This window comes from Pseudoxanthomonas sp. USHLN014 (assembly GCF_037153335.1).
Classification (GTDB): Bacteria; Pseudomonadota; Gammaproteobacteria; order Xanthomonadales; family Xanthomonadaceae; genus Pseudoxanthomonas_A; species Pseudoxanthomonas_A winnipegensis.
The window spans coordinates 38,358-60,241 of the sequence record NZ_JBBCKO010000001.1 but is presented as its reverse complement, the minus strand read 5'-3'; the positions used below and the strand labels follow the sequence as shown (position 1 = coordinate 60,241).

Sequence of the window (21,884 nt, the reverse complement as noted above, 5' to 3'; positions counted from 1 at the left end):
GCGCGCACTGATGTCCACCATCGCCGAAGACGCGGGCGGCGGCGGCGCGCCGGCCGCCCCCAAGCCGGCGGCCCAGCCGTTCCGCCCGCCGAACATGGCGCTGACCACGATCGGCCTGGCGCTTGCATCGTTCATGCAGGTGCTGGACACGACCATCGCCAACGTCTCCCTGCCCACCATCTCGGGCAACCTGGGCGCCAGCGCCAACCAGGCCACCTGGGTCATCACCTCGTTCGCGGTGAGCAACGCCATCGCGCTGCCGCTGACCGGCTTTCTGACCCGCAAGTACGGCGAGGTGCGGCTGTTCACCCTGGCCACGCTGGCCTTCGTGGTCGCCTCCTTCCTGTGCGGCATCGCCAACTCGATGGGCCTGCTGGTGGTGGCCCGCGCGCTGCAGGGCTTCGTCGCCGGCCCGATGTATCCGGTGACCCAGGCGCTGCTGATCTCGATCTATCCGCCGCACAAGCGCGGCCAGGCCATCGCCCTGCTGGCGATGGTCACGGTGGTCGCGCCGATCGCCGGCCCCATCCTGGGCGGCTGGATCACCGACAACTACAGCTGGGAATGGATCTTCTTCATCAACATTCCCATCGGCATCTTCGCCAGCTTCGTGGTCGGCCGGCAGATGAAGGGGCGGCCCGAACAGCTGCAGTCGCCGAAGATGGACTACATCGGCCTGGCCACGCTGATCCTGGGCGTGGGCGCGCTGCAGATCATGCTGGACCTGGGCAACGACGAGGACTGGTTCAACTCGACCAAGATCGTATGGCTGACCATCGTGGCGGTGCTCGCCCTGACGGTGTTCGTCATCTGGGAACTGACCGAGAAGGATCCGATCGTCAACCTGCGCCTGTTCCGCCACCGCAACTTCACCGCCGGCACGCTGGCGATGGTGCTGGGCTATGCGGCGTTCTTCTCCATCGGCCTGCTGGTGCCGCTTTGGCTGCAGCGCAACCTGGGCTATACCGCGCTGTGGGCGGGCCTGGCCTCGGCACCGCTGGGCGTGCTGCCGGTGCTGCTGACGCCGTTCGTGGGCAAGTACGCCTCGCGCTTCGACCTGCGTCTGCTGGCCAGCTTCGCGTTCTTCGTCATGGCCTCCACCAGCTTCCTGCGCTCGGGCTTCAACCTGGACGTCAACTTCGGCCGCGTGGCCGAGGTGCAGCTGATCCAGGGCCTGGGCGTGGCGCTGTTCTTCATGCCGGTGCTGACCATCCTGCTCTCGGACCTGGAGCCGCATGAGATCGCCGCCGGCTCGGGCCTGGCCACCTTCGTGCGCACGCTGGGCGGCAGCTTCGCCGCCTCGCTGACCACCTGGGCCTGGAACCAGCGCACCACCGTGCACCATGCGCAGCTGACCGAGCACATCAACGCCTACGATCCGGCCATGCAGCAGACCGTGAACCAGCTCGGCCGCGGCGATCTGCAGACCGGCGCGGTGGCGTTGAACCAGATGATCGGCCAGCAGGCCGCGCAGATCGGCTTCAACGAGATCTTCCACCTGCTGGGCATCGTCTTCCTGTCGATCATCGTGGTGGTGTGGTTCGCCAAACCGCCGTTCGCGGCCAAGGCCGGCGGCGGCGCGGCGGCCGGTGGCCACTGAGGTCTACGCCTTCCGCGCAAAGACAAAGGGCCGCAGCGATGCGGCCCTTTGCTTTTGGCGTCACTGCCAACCGCCACACATCGTCGTTCCCGCGAACGCGGGAACCCAGCGATTTTCGCACTCAGGCAGCCAAGGCACTGGATTCCCGCGTTCGCGGGAATGACGGGCCGTTCCCAGCCGTCCCGCCCCGCGCTTACAGGATCCCGATCTCCTTCAGCCACTGCTCCAGCAGCACCGGCCACATCTTCACCACCGGATGCTTGGACGGGCGCAGCCCGAAGGCATGGCCGCCCTTGGCGAATAGGTGCACCTCGGCCGGCACGCCGGCCTGCTCCAGCGCGCGCGCGTAGACGGTGCTGTTGCAGATGTCGTCGACCGGGTCGTCCCAGTCCTGCAGCAGGAAGGTCGGCGTCGTCCGCGCGGTGACCTTGAAGCCCGGCGCGAACTTGCCCTCGCGGCACAGGTGCCCGGGATAGGCCGCGATCGCGAAGTCCGGCCTGCTGCTGAGCTTGTCGGCCGCGTCCACCGGCGCATAGGTCGAAGTGAAGATGTTGCTGGTCTGCGCCACCAGATAGCCGCCGGCGGAGAAGCCGATCACCCCGACCTTGGCCGGATCGATGTGCCACTGCGCCGCGTGCGCGCGTACCAAGCGGATGGTGCGCTGTGCGTCCTGCAGGGCGAACGGCGTCTTGGGCGTGATCTCGCAATCGCAGTCCTTGTCGTAGTGGTGGTTGCCGCCGGGCACGCGGTACTTGGACAGGATGCAGGTCATGCCGTGCGCGGTGATCCAGTCGCAGATCTCGGTGCCTTCCAGGGTGATGGCCAGCATCACGAAGCCGCCGCCGGGAAAGACCACCACGGCCGCGCCCGTGTTGCGTCCTTTCGGCGGGTAGACCGTCATGGTGGGGACGCTGACATCGAACACGCCCTGCGACACATCGCCGCCGAGCGCATCCGGCGTGCGCTTGGTCAGCACGCGCTCGGGCTTGCGCGTGGTCTCTTCCGGATCCGGCGCGGCATGCGGCCAGATCGGCAGCTGCGTCGTGCCTGCGGGCGCCTGCCACACCTCGACACGTGCGACTTCTTTCGAAGAAGGATCGGCCGGCGCGGCCAATGCCGCACGGCCGGACAAGCCAAAGACAACCGCTGCGCATACCACGCCATACACGATCCGATGCATGTTCCGACGCCTTCCGACTGAGAAAAAAGGTCGGCGCTATAGTCTGATCCGCCCCGTACGCGCGCAAAGGATGTTATCTCTTGGCAGCTTCAAGAAGATCTCATGTGCCCATGGGGCCGTCGGTGTCGTTGAACGCGCTCAAGGCCTTCGAAAGCGCGGCGCGGCATCTGTCCTTCACCCTGGCCGCCGACGAACTCTCGGTCACGCCCGCGGCCATCAGCCACCAGGTCAAGTCGCTCGAGGATCGGCTCGGGGTGCGCCTGTTCCGGCGGACTTCCAAGGGCCTGGTCATCACCGACGAGGGCCTGGCCCTGGTGCCGACGTTGAGCGATACCTTCGCCCGCGTGGGCCGGCTGCTGGAGCAGTTCGAGCACGGCCATCGGCGCGAGGTGTTGACCGTCAGCGTCGTGGGCACCTTCGCGATGGGGTGGCTGTTGCCGCGCCTGCGCGACTTCGAGGCGCAGCATCCGTTGATCGACCTGCGCCTGCTGACCAACAACAACCGCGTGGACGTGGCCGGCGAGAGCCTGGACTTCGCCATCCGCTTCGGCGACGGCGCCTGGCACGGGCTGCAGGCCGAATGCCTGCTGGACGCGCCGCTCTCGCCGCTGTGCTCGCCGGCGACCGCGGCGCGCCTGCAGACGCCGGCGGACCTGAAGGACGTGCCGCTGCTGCGTTCCTACCGGCCGCAGGACTGGCCGGCCTGGTTCCAGGCCGCCGGCTGCGCGCCGATCCCGCTGCGTGGCCCCGTCTTCGATGCCTCGACGCTGATGGCGCACGCGGCGATCGACGGACATGGCGTGGCCCTGGTGCCGCCGTGCATGTTCGAGCGCGACCTCGAAAGCGGGCGCCTGGTCCAGCCGTTCCCCGTTGTGGTCAGCGCCGGCGCGTACTGGCTGACCATGTTGAAGCGTCGTCCGCTCACTCCGGCGATGACGAGCTTCAGAAGATGGCTGCAGGCGCAGCTGCCCGGACCGTAGCAGCGCGCCCGCCTAGCGCAGCAGGACCACTTCCTCGGCGCTCGTGGGATGGATGGCGACCGTCTCGTGCAGGTCGTCCAGGGTGGCGCCCAGCTTCACCGCCACCGCGAAGCCCTGCAGGATCTCATCGGCGCCCTCGCCCATCAGGTGCACGCCGACCACGCGCCGCTCCGGGCCCACGCACACCAGCCGGAACAGGCTGTGCTGCGGCGCGTCGGCCAGCGCATAGAGCATCGGTCGGAACGTAGTCGAATACACCTTCACCGCGTCCTGGCCGAACTTGGCCTGCGCCTCCTTCTCGCTCAGGCCGACGCCGCCCATCGGCGGATGCGAGAAGACCACGCTGGGGATGTTGGCGTAATCCAGCTTGGCCTGCGGCTTGCCGCCGAACAGCCGGTCCATCAGCCGGCGCGCGGCGGCGATCGCCACCGGGGTCAGCTCGACGCCGACGTCGGTGACGTCGCCGATGGCATGGATGTTCTCCACGTTGGTGTCCTGCCACTCATCGACCTGCACATAGCCCTCGTCATCGGTGCGCACGCCGACCGTCTCCAGGCCCAGGTCGTGCGTATTGGGCGTGCGGCCGGTGGCGAAGATGACGCAGTCGTATTCGCCTGGCATGGGGCCGGTGTCGGTGAGCACGCGCGTGGCCTGGCCGTGGCGTTCCAGCGCGGTCACCTGCATGTCGAAGAACAGGCGGATACCGCCCTGGCGCAGGTTCTCGGCCAGCTGGTGGGTCAGCCCGCGGTCGAAGGCCTGCAGCAGACACGGGCCGCGCACGAACAGCTCGACCTGGCTGCCCAGCGCCTGCAGCACGCCGGCCAGCTCGACGGCGATATAGCCGCCACCGACGATCGCCACCCGCGGCGGCGCCGAGCACAGGTTGAAGAAGCCATCCGAATCGATCGCCAGCTCCGCGCCGGGGATGTCAGGCCGCTTGGGGTGACCGCCGGTGGCGATCAGCACATGCCGCGCCTTGAGCTCCAGCCCGTCCTCGCAGCGCACGCCGCCCGGCATCAGCCGGCCGCGCGAGGGAATGCGGTTGATGCCGCCCTTGTGCAGGCGGCGGCGGTAGCTGTCGTGGATGCCGGCGATGTAGCGCTGGCGATGGACCACGAACTCCTGCCAGTCCAGCGGCCCATGCTCGACCGGGAAGCCCAGGTCGGCCGCCATGTCCAGATGCCGGGCGATCTCGGCGGCCAGCCACATCGCCTTTTTCGGCACACAGCCGACGTTGACGCAGGTCCCGCCCAGTTCGCCCGGCTCGAGCAGCGCCACGCTGGCACCGTATTCGGCCGCGCGGAAGGCGCCGGCCAGCCCCCCGGAGCCGCCGCCGATGACGATCAGATCGAAGGCGCTGTCAGCCGCTGCCTGCATGGATGTTCACTCCGCTCGGGTGTCAGGGTCGTTGCACAGCATGCCCAAGCCCCGGCCCACGACGGGTGAGGACAAGGCGACTCATCTCTATCCTGCGCGGCGCGGCGGCCGCGCATAGGCCAGCGCGCGCAGCGCCCATTCGGCCGGCCCGGAAAGCCCGCGCTTCTGCCACCACCGGCTCAGGACCAGCTGCAGCGCGAACAGGGCCAGCGCCAGCGGCAGCTGCCAGCGTCGCGCCAGCCCGAAGGCCCCGAATCCATAGCCATAGAAGAGCATGGTGAACACCAGCGACTGCAGCAGATAGTTGCTCAGCGCCAGCCGGCCGGTCGCGGCGAGCGCCGCGCACAGGCCGGTCAGCGAGGGGCGCCCCTGCAGCCAGCGCAGGGTCCAGGCCACATAGCCCAGGCAGATCGGCAGGCTCGCCGCCGACGCCAGCGCCGCGCCCAGGCAGGTCCGCGCATCGGTACGCCCCGGCCCGATCCACGGCGCCAGCCACACCGCCAGCCCCATCGCACCCAGGCCCAGCGGCAGCGCGATCCAGCGCATCGCCTGCAGCGCGCGCGCATGCCGCGCCGGTTCGGCCAGCACCCCGCCCAGCCAGCCGCCGATCAGGAACAGGCCGAAGACCTGCGCCCCGTAGATCGGCAGCACCTGCAGGTTCGAGACGAAGTCCTCCAGCCGCTGGCGCGTGGCGGCGAGGTAATCGTCGTGCGCATAGGCGCCGATCTGGGCCTGCGCCTGGGCTTGGGCGTGTACGGCCTGCTCGTGCAGCGCCTGCTGCCAGGCCGGGTCATTGGCCAGCGATGCGTCCATCGCCGCCACACCCAGCATCAGCCCGGCCGGCACCAGGAACAGCGCCACGCCGATCCACGCCAGCACGCCGCCGATGACCTCGCGGAAGGCCAGCAACAGCAGCCCGCACAGCGCATAGGTCACCAGGATGTCGCCGGACCAGACCAACAGCGCGTGCGCCAGCCCGATCAGCAGCAGCCCCGCACAGCGGCGCAGCCACACCGGTCCCAGCGCCCAGCCCTCGCGCTCGGCGCGCACGGCCAGGCCGGCGAAACCCGCGCCGAACAGCAGCGAGAACAGCGCGATGAACTTGCCCTGGACCAGCACATAGATCGCCGCGTCCACCCAGCGATCCGCGCCGGACAGCGCCGGATCCACGCCGGTGCCCATCGATGCCGGCGGGCCGGCGAAGCCCTCCAGATTCATGAGCGCGATGCCCAGCAGCGCCAGGCCGCGCAGCACATCCATCGCCGGCAGGCGCGCGCGCTCGCCCAGCGGCGCGGGCAGCGCCCTCACGGCGGAGTCAGGGCGCATCGCGCCGGCCCCAAACGACGACGGCCCGCATCACGCGGGCCGCCGCAGAGCTTGCATGAGCAAGCGCATGGCTCAGTGCTGGTGACCGCCATCGCCGTGCACGTGACCGTGCTCGATCTCCTCGGGCGAGGCCTCGCGCACCTCGACGATCTCCACGTCGAAATGCAGGTCCTTGCCGGCCATCGGGTGGTTGAGGTCCACGTCGACCACGCTCATGCCCACCTTCTGGATGGTCACCGCGCGCGGGCCGAAGTTGGTCTGCAGCACGACCTGCTGGCCGGCGGCGAGCTTCTGGCCGCCGAAGTGCTTCTTGGGCACGCGCTGGCTCAGGCCATCGCGGCGCTCGCCATAGGCCTCGGCCGCGGCCACGTCCACGCCGAAGCTTTCGCCGGCCTCCTTGTCCATCATCGCCGCCTCCAGGCCGGGGATGATGTTGCCGTGGCCGATCAGGATGGCCAGCGGCTCGCGGTCCTTGGAGGACTCCAGCGGCTCGGCGCCGACTTCGGACACGGTGTAGTGGAAACGCACGACGCTGTCTTTGGCGATTTTCATTGCAAACTCTGGTGAAGGCCGCGGTGGCGCGGCAGGGTGCGCGGCTTGTCCGCCGCAGGGCGTGCGGACCACAATGGCCGCGATGAAGACCGTCCATTATCCGGGCTCGCCCCGGCGCATGCCAACCGCCTGGCTCCGGCGCGGTCTGGTCCTGAGCGGACTCGCCCTGGTCCTGGCCTTGCTGGCCGGCTGCGGCAGCGAGCGCCCGGTGGTGCGCAGCAAGGCGCCGCCACCGCTGCCGCGGGTCTGGTCGGTGCAGCCGGTGGCCGACCCGATGGCGGTCAATGGCGTGATCATGCGCGCCCTGGGGCTGGTCGGCACGCCCTACCGCTACGGCGGCAACACGCCCGAATCGGGCTTCGACTGCAGCGGCCTGGTCAACTACGTCTACCGCGACATGCTCGACCTGCGCCTGCCGCGCACCTCCAGGGAGCTGGCCCAGATCCAGGGGCCGCGCATCGATGAGAGCCGCCTGGCGCCGGCCGATCTGGTGTTCTTCGGCACGCCCGGCAGCGTCAGCCATGTGGGCATCTATGTGGGCGAAGGCCGCTTCGTCCATGCGCCCAGCAGCGGCGGAACAGTCCGCCTGGACTCGCTGGACGGAGCCTACTGGCGCGACCATTACAGCGGGGCCCGCCGGGTTGTTAATTAAATGTGATGCGTAAAATGTGATGCACTTATCAATGCCCTCTACGCTCCTGTAACGAACTTTGAACATCTTCACTGGCGACTAACGGCAAACTCCAATCTCCGCCGCGAAACCTTCACCCGCCCGTGACGAACGACGACCTGAAGTTGGGCCAGCCGCTCACCACCCGCCGCCTGCATCGTGGCCCGCTTCCGCTACTGATCCTGGCGTTGCTTGGTACCGGTGCCGCGCCGCTGGCGATGGCCCAGGACGCTACCCATCTCCCCGCCACGCCGTCCTCGGACGTGGCCACGGTCACCAGCCCGGTGGCCACCACGGTCGCCACTGGCGTGCCGACTCCGATCAACGCCAATAGCGCTGCCGCCGTTCCGGCCGGCCAGCCGATCGCCACTGCCACGCCCGCTCCCGCCGCCGCTGCGACGGCTCCCGCCGTGAGCATTCCGGTTGCCGCGCTGGCGCCGGCCGCCGCGGTCCCGGCCGTAGCCGGCAACGGCTCGCTGCGCGACAAGGCCACCGAGGCCGCCGCCGCCACCCTGACCGCGCTGCTGCCGCGCCTGGCCGCCAGCGACACCGTGCCGGTCATGGACCGCTCGACCACGCTGGCCGGCGACCTGAGCCGCCTGCTGAGCCACTACAACCTGGCCGGTGCCGCGGCTGCGGCCGGCGGCCAGGCCGATGTCGGCAAGGTCCAGAGCGTCCTGCAGAGCGCGCTGGCCCTGCTCGGCACGCCCTACCGCTGGGGCGGCAGCGATCCGGACAGCGGTCTGGATTGCAGCGGCCTGGTGGGCTACGTGTTCCGCACCGCGCTGGGCGTGGACCTGCCGCGCGTCTCGCGCGACATGGCTGCCGACGGCGAGGGCGAGCTGATCAGGAACCGCGACCAGCTGCGCCAGGGCGACCTGGTGTTCTTCGGCGCTCGCGGCCGGGTCAACCACGTCGGCATCTATGTCGGCGAAGGCCGCTTCCTGCACTCCCCCAGCACCGGCAAGGACGTGCGCGTCGATACGCTGACCTCCGGCTACTGGGGCGGTCGCTTCATGCAGGCGCGCCGCGTCTCGCTGTAAGCGGCGCGGACCCAGGGATGCAACAAGAAGCCGGCGCATGCGCCGGCTTCTTTGTGGCTGTTCTTCCCGCTTGAGAGATCGTGGTGCGTGCGAGTGCCGGCTTCGGAAGTGCAGCGGGCCGGCGCGTCGAGGTATGAGGCTTCGTTTCAAAAGAAGCCCCGATCCATCCGCAGTGGGCCTCTACCGGTTGCGTGCGGACCCCATCGTGAGAGCAACTGTCTCCTCAAATCTCGCAGCGGCCTGCCTGTAGAGCGGAGCTTGTGACAATCCCCTTTTGGGGACTCCGCTGCGCTTCGTTCGGTTCACGGGGAAGGCCCCAGCGGAGCAAGCTCCGCTCTACAGGTGGCAGCCGCCATGGCGGCGATGGGACTTTCCCATTGAAGCTCCACCGCTGCTCAAGGATCCCCTCGCAGAGTCCATCGCCTCCGTTGGCTAGATAGGCCACAAGGGCGGCCGCTACCGAAGTACGAAGCGCAGTCAGGCCTCTTCCTTTCAAGCGTCGGCCTTCCCGGAATCACCGAGCCGAGGCGCTACACCCAGCCGGATCTAGGCTGGTGGCCGAAGTCCGTTCGTCGGCCGCACGCTTGTCATCAGCGGGCTCACCTCGCCGCATGCCGGCCAAGGACGAGTCGCCATCTCCACCCTGCCGGGCCGAAAAAAGCTACGCGTGGAACGCGGCCACGGTCTGCTCGATGTCCTTGCTCAGCTCCATCACCTTGATCGCGTAGTCGGCCAGGCGCTGGTCCGCCTCGCTGGTCGGCGTCCACGGCGGCACGGCGGTCGGCTTGCCTTCGGCCTGGTCCATGGCCACGAACACGATCACGCAGTGCGTGCAGAGGCGGCTGACCGCGTCGCGCTCGCCGGGTTCCAGGTCGCGCGCGCGCACGTCCACAGCGAAGTGCATGCTGCTGGTGCCGGTATGGACCAGCTTGGCGGTCACGGTCACCAAGTCGCCGATGCGGATCGGAGCGACGAAGCGGATGCCGCCCACCGCGACGGTGACGCTGTAGTGCCCGCTCCAGCCCACGGCCGCGGCATAGCCGACCTGGTCGATCCAGCGCATGACCACCCCGCCGTGGACCTTGCCGCCGTAGTTGACGTCCTTGGGCTCGGCCAGGAAGCGGAAGGTCAATTCACGTTGCTCGCCACGCATGGGGTCTCCTGAAGATCGTGCTGGGCGCGCGCCGCGCCGGGCTGGTCGAGAGGCCGGCGCCAACGCCGGTCGGGCGAGGATAGTCGGTTGCGGGCGAGGCGAGTTTCGCGCCATCCTGTCGGCTTCCCGCTCAATGGAATGAACACCACATGCGTAGCTTCCTGGGGTTGCTGCTGGGCATCCTCGTCGCCGCGGCCGTCATCGCCGGCGGCACCTATGCCTACCAGCATCTGTACCGCCTGCCCTCCGGCGCGGACTTCTATACCGTCTCCAACCTGGCCGATTACGCCGTGTCCGCCCCGCGCGAGGCGCTGGCCTGCCTGATCGCCGGCTGCGCGCTGGCCGGGCTGCTCGGCGGCGGAGTCGCGGCCAAGGTCTCCAGCGCCAACCGCAGCGCCCCGGCGATCGCGGTCGGCGCGCTGGTGATGGCGGCGGTGATCGCGCTGGCGGCCTTGGTTCCCTTCCCGGCCTGGGTCACGGTGGTCGCGCTGCTGCTGCCGATCCCGATGGCGCTGTGCGCCACACGCCTGGCCACGCCGCGCCACGAGGTCTGAGCACGGCGCGGGGAAGCACACCGGCGCAACCGGCGCCAGCGCGACGAGGCTGGCTTCTCGTGGCCGCGATCCGCGCGCCTGAGGCCCGCTCGATCTGCTGGCCCGCTCCGCTTATTCGGCGTCGCGGACCTCCATCTCCACGATCCAACTTGTGCGGCGACCGTCAACGCATCACGGAAGCAGCTAGAAGCATCACGCGCCGCGCAAACAGGAAGGGCGCGCTGACCGGCAGCGCGCCCTTCGCATTGGCCCAGCACCGGACGGATCAGCGCTGCGGCGCGGACTCCACGCCGACATTGGTCGGCGCCGCATCGTAGATCTGCTTGTCCAGCAGGCCGGTCTCGCGCGCGACCAGGGTCGGCACCAGCATCTGCCCGGTCACGTTGGTCAGGGTGCGCATCATGTCCAGGATGCGGTCGATGGCATACAGGTAGCCGATGGTCTCCAGCGGCAGGCCGGCGGCGGTGAGCACCACCGTGGCCATCACCACGGCCGTGCCCGGCACGCCAGCGGTGCCGAAACTACCGAGCACCGAGGCGATCAGCACGATGAAATACTGGTTGCCGGTCAGCGGCACGCCGGTGTACTGCGAGATGAAGAGCGCGCACAGCGCCGGATAGATCGCCCCGCAGCCGTCCATCTTGATGCTCGCGCCCAGCGGCACGGCGAAGGCCGCATAGTCCTTGTTGACGCCCAGGTTGTGCGTGATCGAGCGCATCGACACCGGCATGGCGGCGAAGCTGGACGAACTGACGAAGGCCACCTGCATGCCCGGCGCGGCGCCGCGGAAGAACTTCAGCGGGTTGAGCCCATGGATCAGCAGCAGACCGCCGTAGACCACCACGATGTGCAGGATGCAGGCGATGTACAGGGCCAGCACGAAGTTGCCCAGCGGCAGCAGCTTCTCGAAGCCATAGGCGCCCACCAGCGCGGCGATCAGGCCGAAGGTGCCGATCGGGGTGACCTCCAGCACGAAGCGCGTCACCTGGATCATGATCTCGCTCATCTGCGCGGTGACCTTGCGCGCCTCGGCCACGCGGTCGCCCAGCTTGACCATGGCGAAGCCCAGCAGCGCGGCGAAGAAGATCACCGGCAGGATCGAGCCGCGGCCGGCCGCCAGCACGGTCTCGCCAGCGGCGTTGGTCCGGGTACCGATGCCGGTCAGGGCGAAGAACGGGTTGGACGGCACCACGTCCAGCAGCACCTTGACCGGGCTGGGCACGTCGCGCGGCTTCCACGCCGAGTCGATGGCGATGCTCAGCGCGCCGCTGCCGGGCTGCATGACCGTGCCCACCAGCAGGCCCACGCCCACCGCCAGGCAGGCGGTGATGACGAACCAGCCGAAGGTGCGCGCGCCCAGCGCGGCGATGGACTTCTGCCCGCTCAGCGCCGAGATCGCGTTGATCACCGCGAAGAACACCAGCGGGATCGCGATCATCTTGATCAGGGTGACGTACAGATCGCCCAGCGGACCGAACCAGGTCTCAGCGCGCGGGCCGAGCGCCCAGCCGGCCAGGGCGCCGAGCACGAAACCGGCCACCACCCGCTGCCAGAACGGGATCTTCAGCCATGCCTGCACGAGTTTCACGAAATCACGCCCCGTCGTCGGTGTCCCATCGCGCACCTTACCGCGCGGTGGCCGCGCCTGGCGATGCCCGGCGTGGAACCCGGCGGACCAGCAGCGGGACATGCCGGGCCAGCGCCACGCCGGCGCGTCGGTCCGGATCGTCATCCTGCTGTTGTCTTGGCGAGGCAGACTTGGCGGTCGGTCCTCTTCCCGTCTCTCGAGCATGCGCCTGCCCTGCCCTCCCGTTCTCGCCCTGACCGCCTCCCTCGGCCTCACCCTGCTGGCCGGCTGCGCCAGCACCGCCGGCGCCAGGCCCACCATCGCCGCCGCGGCGCCGGAGGTGCCGCAGGTCGCCCATCCGCAGGGCGAGACGCCGCAGTGGTGGTATCGCAGCGGCGCCGCGCGCGCGGCCGGAAACGGCGCGATGGCGGGCAAGGCGCGCAATGTGATCCTGTTCCTCGGCGACGGCATGAGCCTGACCACCGTGGCGGCCGCGCGCATTCTGGAAGGCCAGCGCCGCGGCGCCCCGGGCGAGGAGAACGCGCTGAGCTGGGAGACCTTCCCGGCCACGGCGCTGAGCAAGACCTACAACACCGATTCGCAGACGCCCGACTCGGCCGGCACCATGACCGCGATCATGACCGGCGTGAAGTCGCACATGGGCGCCATCGGCGTCAGCGCCGGCACACGCGGCGACTGCGCCGACAGCTTGAACAAGGGCCTGCTAACTTGGCTGCAGCTGGCCGACAGCGCCGGGCTGGCCACGGGCATCGTCACCACCACGCGCATCACCCACGCCACCCCGGCGGCGACCTATGCGCACAGCCCCGAGCGCAACTGGGAGAACGACGCCGACCTGCCCGAAGCCGCGCGCCAGGCCGGCTGCACCGACATCGCCCAGCAGCTGCTGACCGATGCGCGCTTCGGCCGCGGCCCACAGGTCGTGCTGGGCGGCGGCCGCAGCCAGTTCCAGAACGCCACCGAGCGCGACCCCGAATACGACGACAAGGTCGGCCTGCGCCTGGACGGCCGCGATCTGGTCGAGGAGTGGAAGCAGGCCCATCCGGGCGGCGCCTACGTCTGGAACGCGGGCCAGTTCGAAGCGGCCAAGGACGCGCCGGCCCTGCTCGGCCTGTTCGAGCCGGACCACATGCAGTTCGACCACGACCGCAACCGCAGCGCGCAGGGCGAGCCCAGCCTGGCGCAGATGACGACCGCGGCCATCCAGTCCCTGTCGCGCCAGCCGCAGGGCTTCGCGCTGATGGTCGAGGGCGGCCGCATCGATCACGCCAATCACTCCGGCAACGCCTTCCGCGCCCTGGACGAGACCATCGCCCTGTCCGACGCGGTGCGCGCGGCGGTCAAAACCGCGCCGCCGGACACGCTGATCATCGTCACCGCCGACCACTCGCATTCGCTGAACTTCGTCGGCTACCCGGTGCGCGGCAACCCGATCCTGGGCAAGGTGCGCGGCGTCTCGGGCGAGGATGGCGACCGCACCCAGTACGCACGCGATGCCAACGGCCAGACCTACACCACGCTCAATTACGCCAACGGCCCGGGCTATCCCGGCGCGAGCAACGCTCAGCCGGCCGGCCCCAAGCGCTTCCCGCACGAGCCCTCGGAGTTCAAGGCCGCGCAGGGCCGCCCGGTGCTCGACGAGGTCAACACCGAGGATCCGGACTATCTGCAGGAAGGCATGATCCCGATGAAGTCCGAGAGCCACGGCGGCGACGATGTCGGCGTCTGGGCCATCGGACCGGGCAGCGAGGCGGTGCATGGCACGATCGAGCAGAACACGCTCTACCACCTGATCGTGCAGGCCACGCCCGCGCTGCGCGCGCGCCTGTGCAAGGCTGGGACATGCAATGCCGATGGGGTGCCGGTGGAGCTGCCGTTGGCGAAGGCGTTTGAGGTGGAGTGAGGCTGCGCTCTTTTGTCTTCGGACGATGTCTTGAAACAAGGGCGGAGCAAGCGCGGAAGAAGCAAAGTCCCTGGATTCCCGCTTTCGCGGGAATGACGAACTGGGAGTGATGCTTTGGCTCGGCTTGCTGTTGCTGCTGCCATCGCGGTTGCACAGTTGCCAGACGCCCGAAAGGAAAAGGCCGCTTTCGCGGCCTTTTCCTTCAGCCTGGCACCCGCACCACCCCGGGCGGATGCCAACCTCTGACTCAACGCGCCTCGAGCAGCTTGCTCAAGGTGTCCGTGGTGCCGGCCACGCGTTCCAGCGACGGGTACTGCAGCCCACCGTGGTAGTCGAGCTTGTAGGTGTCGTAACGGTCGAAGTTCTTCACCAGCAGCTCGATCGGCGCCTTGCCCGTCTTGGCCGCGGTCACCGCGTCCTTGATCGCATCGCCGGAATACGCCTGGCCGTTGACCGCCACGATCGTCATGCCCGGGGCGATGCCGGCCTGGAAGGCCGGGCTGTCCCACAGCACATCGCCCACGCCGCCGTCGCTACCCACCGACAGGCCCAGCGAATAGGTCAGGTTGGTCGACTTGCTGCGGCCCTCGGCGGCCTTGATCGCGGCGCTGGGCTTGTCGCTGAACACCAGCTTCCAACCGCTGGCCTCGATGCCACCGGTCAGCGGCTTGCGGCCATCCAGGCGGTCGCGCAGGAACGTGGCCCAGTCGTAGGCCGCCACACCATTGAGCGTGGACACCACCTCGTCGAAGTCGTAGGTCTTGACCTGGTAGCTGCCGTTATCCATGCCGAAGAAGGCCTTGGCGAAATCGTCGATCGACTTCTTGCCCCGGCTCAGCTCGCGCAGCTTGGCGTCGGCCTCCAGCCACACCATCTGGCCGCCGGAGTAGTAGTCCTCACTCAGCTGGTAGCTGCGATAGGCCAGCGGGCGGCGCATGTTGATGGTCGGATCGTTGGTGGTGTCCTGCAGCGGACGCCAGTCCAGACCCGGCCGGCCGCGGGCATAGGTCGCCGCGACGCTGGCCAGGGCGTCCATCGTCTGCTCCTTGGACCACAGGCCCGAGCGCGCGGCCAGCACATAGCCGTAGAACTGGGTCTGCCCCTCGTACACCCATAGCAGGCTGTCGCCCATGGGCACGTTGAAGTTGGGCGTGGTCAGGTCCACGCCGCGACGGAACTTGCCGTTCCAGGAGTGGTTGAACTCGTGCGGCAGCAGATCGCGACCACCCCAGGTCTCGTCCCACTTGGTGAAGTAGTCCGGGCTGCCGCTGTTCTCGCTGGAGCGATGGTGCTCCAGGCCGATGCCGCCCATCTGGGTGGTCAGCGCCAGCAGGAAGTCGTAGTGATCGTAGTGGTGCGCGCCATAGAGCTTGTAGGCCTGCTCGACCAGCGCCTTGTGCTTGGCGATCTGCTCGGGCTTGGCCTCCAGCGACTTGGGCGCGTCGGCGAACACGTTGAGCTTGACCGGCGTCTCGCCCTGGCTCAGGTCGAACTGCTTGTAGTACTTGCCGGCGAACAGCGGCGAGTCCTGCAGCACGTTCCACGGCAGGGTCTTGAACTGCACCGTGTCGCCGGCCTTGCTGGCGGTCTCGGCGGCGGTGGCGTAGGACCAGCCGGCCGGCAGCTTGACGCTGGCCTGCACCGGGATCTGGCGGCTGTAGTAGCCGGCCGGATACAGCACGGTGAGGTTCCACTGCAGGTTGAGCATGGCCGGAGTCATCACCACGCGGCCCTGATCGCGGTTCAGCGGCGAGAGGTAGTCGAACTCCACCTGCAGCTCGCTGACGCCTTCCGGGATGTTCACCTTGTAGGCGAACACGTCGTACTGGTCGCGCGTCCATGCCAGCTTCTGGCCGTTGGCGGTGAACTTCAGCCCCGCGACCTTGGCCACCTGGCCGGTCGGGCTGTGGTTGCCCGGGATCCATTCCGGATACAGCAGGGTCAGCTCGCCCGCCTTCACCGGCAGGGTCTCGCGCACCTTGAAGATGCGCCGGCCCAGATCGGTGGCGTCCACGTCCACCCGCAGGGTGCCGGGGTACGGGATGTCCTGCGGCGCGGGCGTGCTGGACTGCTGGGCCTGCGCGGTACCCGCCAGGGCGCACAGGACGGCCAGGGCGACGGGCGAGAAAGCGATCTTCATGAAGTCTCCGGGACGAGGATGAGGCCAGGGCGGCAACCCTCGATGCTATCCCCTGTCGCCCACCTGACGTTCCTGCCATTGGTCACGGTCGCCAGCCTTCTGTCCACGAAAAAGGCCGCCCAAGGGGCGGCCTGTTCGTGACGCAGCGGAAGCCCGGAGGCCTCAGTGCATCATGTTCGCGTTCATGTTGTGCAGCACCCACAGCGAACCGACGATCACGATGCCGATCACCACCACCGTGGAGATGAACACCATCGCGTTGCTGCGCTGGGCCGGGGTCAGGTCCATGTGCAGGAAGTACACCAGGTGCACCACGATCTGCACCGCCGCGCACAGCGCGGCGATGGCGGCGGTGACGCCGGCCGGGAAGAACCCGCTCATCGCCAGGCCGAACGGGATCACCGTCAGGATCACCGCCCAGACGAAGCCGATCAGATAGGACTTCACGCTGCCGTGGCCGGCCGCCTCGTGGGCGTGGTCATGGGAAGAATGGACAGGACCGCTCATCACAGGGCTCCCAGCAGATAGACGACGGTGAACACACCGATCCAGATGATGTCCAGGAAGTGCCAGAACAGGCTCAGGCAGGACAGACGTGTCATCACGCGCGGCGTCAGGCCCTTGGTCAGGACCTGGATCACCAGCACCGCCATCCACAGGATGCCGGCGGTCACGTGCAGACCGTGGGTGGCCACCAGAGTGAAGAACGCCGACAGGAACGCGCTGCGCCCCGGACCCGCGCCCTCCTCGATCAGGTGGTGGAACTCATAGAGCTCCATCCCGAGGAAGCCCGCACCGAACAGGAAGGTGATGAACAGCCAGCCCAGCAGCTGTCCCTTGCTGCCCTTGTGCGCGCCGATCATCGCCAGACCGAAGGTCAGGCTGGAGAACAGCAGCAGGAAGGTCTCGACCAGCACGAACTTCAGGTCGAACAGCTCCTTGGCCGTGGGGCCATCGACCGTGGCGCCGGACAGGACCGCGTAGGTGGCGAACAGGCCTGCGAAGATCAGGCAGTCGCTCATCAGGTAGATCCAGAAGCCGAACACCGAATTGGCGCCGGCATCGTGGTGCCCGTGGTCGTGGGCGTGCGCGTCGTGGTGCGCGTGACTCATGGTGTTGCTCGCGGACATGTCAGAGGGCCCCCGTCTTGGCGGCACGCAGGCGGTCAAGCTGGTCGTAGCGCGCGTTCTCGATCCGCGCCACCTCGGCGGCCGGCACGTAGTAGTCGATGTCGTCGTCGAAGGCGCGCACCAGGAAGCTGCCGATCATGCCGACCAGACCGATGATGGCCATCCACCAGATGTGCCAGATCATGCCGAAGCCCAGCAGCACGCTGAAGGCACCCATCCACACGCCGATGGCGGTGTTGCGCGGCATGTGGATGTCCTCGAAGTGGGTCGGACGCTGGTAGGCGGTACCGGCCTCCTTGTCACGCCAGTGCTGATCCAGGCCATTGACCTTGGGCAGGTGGGCGAAGTTGTAGAACGGCGCCGGCGAGGACGTGGCCCACTCCAGCGTGCGGCCATCCCACGGGTCGCCGGTCAGGTCGGGGTTTTCCTTGCGCTTGATGATGCTCCAGGCGATCTGGACGATGTTCAGGAAGATGCCGCAGCCGATGATCACCGCACCGCCGGCCGCCACCATCAGCCACGGGGTCCACTCCGGGTTGTTGTAGCTGTTCAGGCGACGGGTCATACCCAGGAAGCCCAGCACGTACAGCGGCATGAAGGCGACGAAGAAACCGACGATCCAGCACCAGAACGAGGCCTTGCCCAGCTTGTCGATGAGCTTGAAGCCGAACGCCTTGGGGAACCAGTAGGTCAGGCCGCACAGGCAGCCGAACACCACGCCGCCGATGATCACGTTGTGGAAGTGCGCGATCAGGAACAGCGAGTTGTGCAGCACGAAGGACACCGCCGGGATCGCCATCATCACGCCGGTCATGCCGCCGATGGTGAAGGTGACCATGAAGCCCACCGTCCAGTACATCATCGAGGTCATCTGCAGACGACCGCGGAACATGGTGAACAGCCAGTTGAAGATCTTCACGCCCGTGGGCACCGCGATGATCATCGTGGTGATGCCGAAGAACGCGTTGACGTTGGCGCCCGAGCCCATCGTGAAGAAGTGGTGCAGCCACACGATGAAGGACAGCAGGCCGATGCAGCTGGTGGCCCACACCATCGAGGTATAGCCGAACAGCGGCTTGCGCGAGAACGTGGACACCACCTCGGAGAACACGCCGAAGCACGGCAGGATCAGGATGTAGACCTCCGGGTGGCCCCAGATCCAGATCAGGTTGATGTACATCATGGCGTTGCCGCCACCGTCGTTGGTGAAGAAGTGCGTTCCCAGGTAGCGGTCGGCGGTGAGCAGGGCCAGCGAGACGGTGAGGAACGGGAACGCGGCGATCATCAGGATGTTGGTGATCAGCGCGGTCCAGGTGAAGATCGGCATGTGCATCAGCTTCATGCCCGGCGCGCGCATCTTGAGGATGGTCACCAGGAAGTTGATGCCGGTCAGCGTCGTGCCCAGACCCGAGATCTGCAGGGCCCAGATGTAGTAGTCGACCCCGACCCCGGGACTGTATTGCAGCCCCGACAGCGGCGGGAACGCCAGCCAGCCGGTCTGGGCGAACTCGCCCACGAACAGCGACAGCATGATCAGCACCACGCCGGCCACGAACAGCCAGAAGCTCAGCGAGTTCAGGAACGGGAACGCCACGTCGCGCGCGCCGATCTGCAGCGGCACCACCAGGTTCATCAGGCCGGTGATGAACGGCATGGCCATGAAGAAGATCATGATCACGCCGTGCGCGGTGAAGATCTGATCGTAGTGGTGCGGCGGCAGGATGCCGGCGCCGCCGTCATGGGCCAGCGCCAGCTGGGTGCGCATCATGATCGCGTCGGCGAAGCCGCGCAGCAGCATGACCAGCGCCACGAAGATGTACATCACGCCGATCTTCTTGTGGTCGACCGAGGTCAGCCACTCGCGCCACAACCAGCCCCACTTCTTGTAGTAGGTCATCAGCGCCAGGACCACCAGGCCGCCCAGCGCGGTACCGGCGAAGGTCGCGATCAGGATCGGCTCGTGGTACGGGATCGCCTCGAGCGTCAGTTTACCGAACAACATTAGTGCGTCTCCTGCGGATTGCGCGTCTCACCCGCCGGCGCCTTGGCGTCGTCGTGGTGCATGTGCTCCATGCCGGGCATGGCGTCCATGGACTGCATGTCGTGACCGTCGTGCGCATCTCCGGCGGGCGCGCCGGGCGGTGCGTGATCGCCCGCGTGGGCGTCGGCCTGCTGCGCGGCCTCGGTGCCCGGCTCGGCCGGGTTGTCCATGCCGAGCATCTTGTGCCCGCCCTTGCCGTGCGAGCCCATCATGTACTTGGCGATGATGCCGTTGAACAGCTCAGGCTTGACCGAGGCGTAGTAGATCGGCGCCACGTTCTCGCTGGGCTTGGCCAGCTCGGCATAGGACGCGTCGTCGAGGGTCTTGCCCGAGGCCCGGGCCTTGGCGATCCAGGCCTCGAAGCCCGCCTGATCGGTGGAGATCGCCTTGAACTGCATGCCCGAGAAGCCCTGGCCGCTGTAGTGCGAGGACATGCCGCGCAGATCGCCCTGCTCGTTGGCGATCAGATGCAGCTTGGTCTCCATGCCCGCCATCGAATAGATCATCGTCCCCAGCTCGGGAATGAAGAAGGCGTTCATCACCGAGTCGGAAGTGATGCGGAAGTTGAGCGGCGTCTTCTCCGGGAAGGCCATCTCGTTGACGGCCGCCACGTTCTGGTCCGGATAGATGAACAGCCACTTCCAGTCCAGCGACACCGCCTGGATCGTCACCGGCGGCACGTCCGAATCCAGCGGGCGGTACGGATCCAGCGCGTGCGAGGAGCGCCAAACCAGCACGCCCAGCACCGTGATGATCACGCACGGGATGGCCCAGACCACGATCTCGATCGGCGTGGAGTGGTGCCACTCGGGCTCGTAGCGGTTCTGCTTGGAGGCCCGGTAGCGATAGGCGAACACCAGCGCCATCACGATCACCGGCACCACCACCAGCAGCATCAGCACCGTGCAGGTGACGAGCAGGTTGCGCTCGTCGATGCCGATCTGCCCCTTGGGGTTCAGGATGGCGGACTGGCACCCGCCGAGAAACAGCACACTTGCCAGCAAGACCCATGGACGCAGTCGTCCAGGAAGCTTCAGCAGGGACATGGTCTATCCAGTTGCGAGAAGAAATCGGCTACCTAGACGGACGGTCGGCTGGCCGACCGCCCGCAACACAGGCCGCGCGTGGGCTGCCGCACAGGCGCCCGGACGCTGGCAGAGCCTGCGCTAGAACCGCACTATCTTATGCTGCCAAGCAACATCAAGGAATCCCTCGGCCGACGCGATTGCGTCAGTCGGCCGCGATCTCGCCGACCGCGCTCGTGTGATCCATATCCCAACGCGGATGCCGGCGCCGCGCCGGCCGCTCGCGGCATGCTCCAATGCTACGCCTGTCGGCGTGTCGCGCTGTCGACACGGCGCGCATGAACACGCAAAAGAAAGGCCCCGCCAACGCTGCGACGGAGCCTTCAGAATGACCTTGGTGCCGGAAACAGGAGTCGAACCTGCGACCTACGCATTACGAATGCGCCGCTCTACCAACTGAGCTATTCCGGCGGGGAGGGCGAATTCTAGGGACCGTGCCGCTTCCGGTCAATTGAGCCGGTGGGCACGATCGTGTCCAGCGGCGCTGCCACTGCGCGACGCGGGGTGCGGGACGCGGCATCATCGCGCTGGACGCGCCCTCGGCGCCCTGCCCCGCCCTCGCCGCCGCAAGGAGCCGCCATGCCCGCCCGCACCACCGCCGCTTCGTCCGACGCCACGCCTGCGGGCGCAGAGCCGCAGGCCATCGACGCACCGCTGTCCATCGCCGCGACGTTCCTGGTGCTCAACGTCAAGGACACGCCACAGGCGCACGCGGCCGTGCGCACCACGCTCGGCGCCACCGGCGATCTGATCAAGACCATCACCAGCCGCGACCTCAGCCGTGGCTTCACCTGCAATGTCGGCATCGGGTCGCGGGTCTGGGAGGCGCTGACCGGGCTGTCCAAGCCGCGCGAGCTGCATGCTTTCAGGGAGATCCGCGGCGCGGCCCACACCGCCGTCTCCACGCCAGGCGATCTGCTCTACCACCTGCGCGCGCCCACGCTGGACCTGATCGTGGAGTTCGAGAAGCTGCTGCTGCAATCCTTCGGCGATGCGGTCGAGCCGGTCGATGAAGTCAGCGGCTTCCGCTACTTCGACGGGCGCGACCTGCTCGAGTTCGTCGACGGCACGGCCAATCCGGACGGGCTGGCGCTGCCGCAGGCCACGCTGGTGGGCCAGGAGGATCCGGACCACGTCGGCGGCAGCTATGTGGTGATCCAGAAGTATCTGCACGACCTGGACGCCTGGCGCGCACAGCAGGTGGAGGCGCAGGAGGCGATCATCGGGCGCAGGAAGTTCGACAACACCGAGCTGCCGGACGCCCCGGCGCCGGCGCAGAAATCGCACAAGACGCTGTGCACGATCAGCGATGCGCAGGGCGAGCACGACATCCTGCGCGACAACATGCCTTTCGCCTCGCCGGCGCGCGGCGAGTACGGCACCTACTTCATCGGCTACACGCGCCATCTGTGGGTGATCGAGAAGATGCTCGAACGCATGTTCATTGGCGACCCGGCGCCGCTGCACGACCGCATCCTGGATTTCTCCACCGCCAAGACCGGGGCGGTGTTCTTCGTGCCGGCACGCGCGGTGCTGGACGCGATGGGCGACTGACCGCGCCG

Annotated in this window: 18 protein-coding genes and 1 tRNA gene; 7 read left to right on the top strand and 12 right to left on the bottom strand. The window is 68.0% G+C overall.

All coding sequences use genetic code 11. From position 1 onward, the window contains the following. Positions 1–10: 10 nt before the first annotated feature. Entirely contained in the window at positions 11–1,600 is a 1,590-nt protein-coding gene (locus WFQ05_RS00275) for a DHA2 family efflux MFS transporter permease subunit (protein WP_130519042.1), read from the top strand. A gap of 193 nt (positions 1,601–1,793) precedes the next feature. Here the strand turns inward: WFQ05_RS00275 and WFQ05_RS00270 are convergent, their stop codons facing one another. Then, positions 1,794–2,666: an alpha/beta hydrolase gene (locus WFQ05_RS00270; protein ID WP_337052157.1), complete on the bottom strand. Its 873-nt coding sequence runs from the start codon at positions 2,664–2,666 to the stop codon at positions 1,794–1,796. Between the two features lie 218 nt (positions 2,667–2,884). On the opposite strand from WFQ05_RS00270, the gene WFQ05_RS00265 reads away from it, so the two are divergent. Further along, positions 2,885–3,760 carry a LysR family transcriptional regulator gene (locus WFQ05_RS00265; RefSeq protein ID WP_337052156.1) on the top strand — a complete coding sequence of 292 codons (876 nt, stop codon included), beginning with the start codon at positions 2,885–2,887 and terminating at the stop codon, positions 3,758–3,760. Positions 3,761–3,772: 12 nt separating this feature from the next. Here WFQ05_RS00265 and gorA read toward each other — a convergent pair whose 3' ends face one another. The 3 genes from gorA to WFQ05_RS00250 all read right to left on the bottom strand — a co-directional run bounded on the left by gorA (position 3,773) and on the right by WFQ05_RS00250 (position 7,015). After that, the gene (gene gorA / locus WFQ05_RS00260) at positions 3,773–5,137 is read right to left on the bottom strand and encodes a glutathione-disulfide reductase (protein ID WP_130534763.1); all 1,365 of its coding nucleotides are present in this window, start codon (positions 5,135–5,137) and stop codon (positions 3,773–3,775) included. An 87-nt stretch (positions 5,138–5,224) separates the two neighbouring features. After that, positions 5,225–6,397: a DUF418 domain-containing protein gene (locus WFQ05_RS00255; protein WP_337052729.1), complete on the bottom strand. Its 1,173-nt coding sequence runs from the start codon at positions 6,395–6,397 to the stop codon at positions 5,225–5,227. Positions 6,398–6,535: 138 nt separating this feature from the next. Further along, on the bottom strand, positions 6,536–7,015 hold the full coding sequence (locus tag WFQ05_RS00250; RefSeq protein ID WP_130519048.1) for a peptidylprolyl isomerase: 480 nt from the start codon (positions 7,013–7,015) through the stop codon (positions 6,536–6,538). Between the two features lie 118 nt (positions 7,016–7,133). On the opposite strand from WFQ05_RS00250, the gene WFQ05_RS00245 reads away from it, so the two are divergent. Both WFQ05_RS00245 and WFQ05_RS00240 read left to right on the top strand, forming a co-directional pair. Next, positions 7,134–7,667, top strand: a complete 534-nt coding sequence (locus WFQ05_RS00245; RefSeq protein WP_337052728.1) for a C40 family peptidase — start codon at positions 7,134–7,136, stop codon at positions 7,665–7,667. A gap of 449 nt (positions 7,668–8,116) precedes the next feature. Beyond that, positions 8,117–8,728: a C40 family peptidase gene (locus WFQ05_RS00240; RefSeq protein WP_235872838.1), complete on the top strand. Its 612-nt coding sequence runs from the start codon at positions 8,117–8,119 to the stop codon at positions 8,726–8,728. Positions 8,729–9,389: 661 nt separating this feature from the next. Here the strand turns inward: WFQ05_RS00240 and WFQ05_RS00235 are convergent. After that, positions 9,390–9,881 carry an acyl-CoA thioesterase gene (locus tag WFQ05_RS00235; RefSeq protein WP_130519052.1) on the bottom strand — a complete coding sequence of 164 codons (492 nt, stop codon included), beginning with the start codon at positions 9,879–9,881 and terminating at the stop codon, positions 9,390–9,392. Between the two features lie 149 nt (positions 9,882–10,030). On the opposite strand from WFQ05_RS00235, the gene WFQ05_RS00230 reads away from it, so the two are divergent. Continuing rightward, positions 10,031–10,435 (top strand): hypothetical protein, encoded by a 405-nt coding sequence (locus WFQ05_RS00230; RefSeq protein ID WP_130519054.1) that lies wholly within the window; start codon positions 10,031–10,033, stop codon positions 10,433–10,435. Positions 10,436–10,700: 265 nt separating this feature from the next. Here the strand turns inward: WFQ05_RS00230 and WFQ05_RS00225 are convergent, their stop codons facing one another. Then, positions 10,701–12,023 carry a dicarboxylate/amino acid:cation symporter gene (locus tag WFQ05_RS00225; protein ID WP_130519056.1) on the bottom strand — a complete coding sequence of 441 codons (1,323 nt, stop codon included), beginning with the start codon at positions 12,021–12,023 and terminating at the stop codon, positions 10,701–10,703. Positions 12,024–12,225: 202 nt separating this feature from the next. On the opposite strand from WFQ05_RS00225, the gene WFQ05_RS00220 reads away from it, so the two are divergent. Continuing rightward, positions 12,226–13,926, top strand: a complete 1,701-nt coding sequence (locus WFQ05_RS00220) for an alkaline phosphatase (protein WP_337052155.1) — start codon at positions 12,226–12,228, stop codon at positions 13,924–13,926. Positions 13,927–14,173: 247 nt separating this feature from the next. Here the strand turns inward: WFQ05_RS00220 and WFQ05_RS00215 are convergent, their stop codons facing one another. The 6 genes from WFQ05_RS00215 to WFQ05_RS00190 all read right to left on the bottom strand — a co-directional run bounded on the left by WFQ05_RS00215 (position 14,174) and on the right by WFQ05_RS00190 (position 20,733). Next, positions 14,174–16,066: a M61 family metallopeptidase gene (locus tag WFQ05_RS00215; protein ID WP_130523663.1), complete on the bottom strand. Its 1,893-nt coding sequence runs from the start codon at positions 16,064–16,066 to the stop codon at positions 14,174–14,176. A 162-nt stretch (positions 16,067–16,228) separates the two neighbouring features. Beyond that, positions 16,229–16,573, bottom strand: a complete 345-nt coding sequence (cyoD, locus tag WFQ05_RS00210) for a cytochrome o ubiquinol oxidase subunit IV (protein WP_130519062.1) — start codon at positions 16,571–16,573, stop codon at positions 16,229–16,231. Then, a complete protein-coding gene (cyoC, locus tag WFQ05_RS00205) occupies positions 16,573–17,196 on the bottom strand; it encodes a cytochrome o ubiquinol oxidase subunit III (RefSeq protein WP_130519064.1) in 624 nt (207 codons plus the stop codon). Before cyoC ends, cyoD begins: the two co-directional genes overlap by 1 nt. A 1-nt stretch (position 17,197) precedes the next feature. Beyond that, positions 17,198–19,195, bottom strand: coding sequence for a cytochrome o ubiquinol oxidase subunit I (gene cyoB / locus WFQ05_RS00200; protein ID WP_130519321.1), 1,998 nt, complete (start codon positions 19,193–19,195; stop codon positions 17,198–17,200). A 2-nt stretch (positions 19,196–19,197) separates the two neighbouring features. Next, positions 19,198–20,283 (bottom strand): ubiquinol oxidase subunit II, encoded by a 1,086-nt coding sequence (gene cyoA, locus WFQ05_RS00195; protein ID WP_130519066.1) that lies wholly within the window; start codon positions 20,281–20,283, stop codon positions 19,198–19,200. A gap of 374 nt (positions 20,284–20,657) precedes the next feature. Then, positions 20,658–20,733, bottom strand: a tRNA-Thr gene (locus tag WFQ05_RS00190). A 168-nt stretch (positions 20,734–20,901) separates the two neighbouring features. On the opposite strand from WFQ05_RS00190, the gene WFQ05_RS00185 reads away from it, so the two are divergent. Next, positions 20,902–21,876, top strand: a complete 975-nt coding sequence (locus tag WFQ05_RS00185) for a Dyp-type peroxidase (protein WP_337052154.1) — start codon at positions 20,902–20,904, stop codon at positions 21,874–21,876. Positions 21,877–21,884 lie beyond the last annotated feature (8 nt).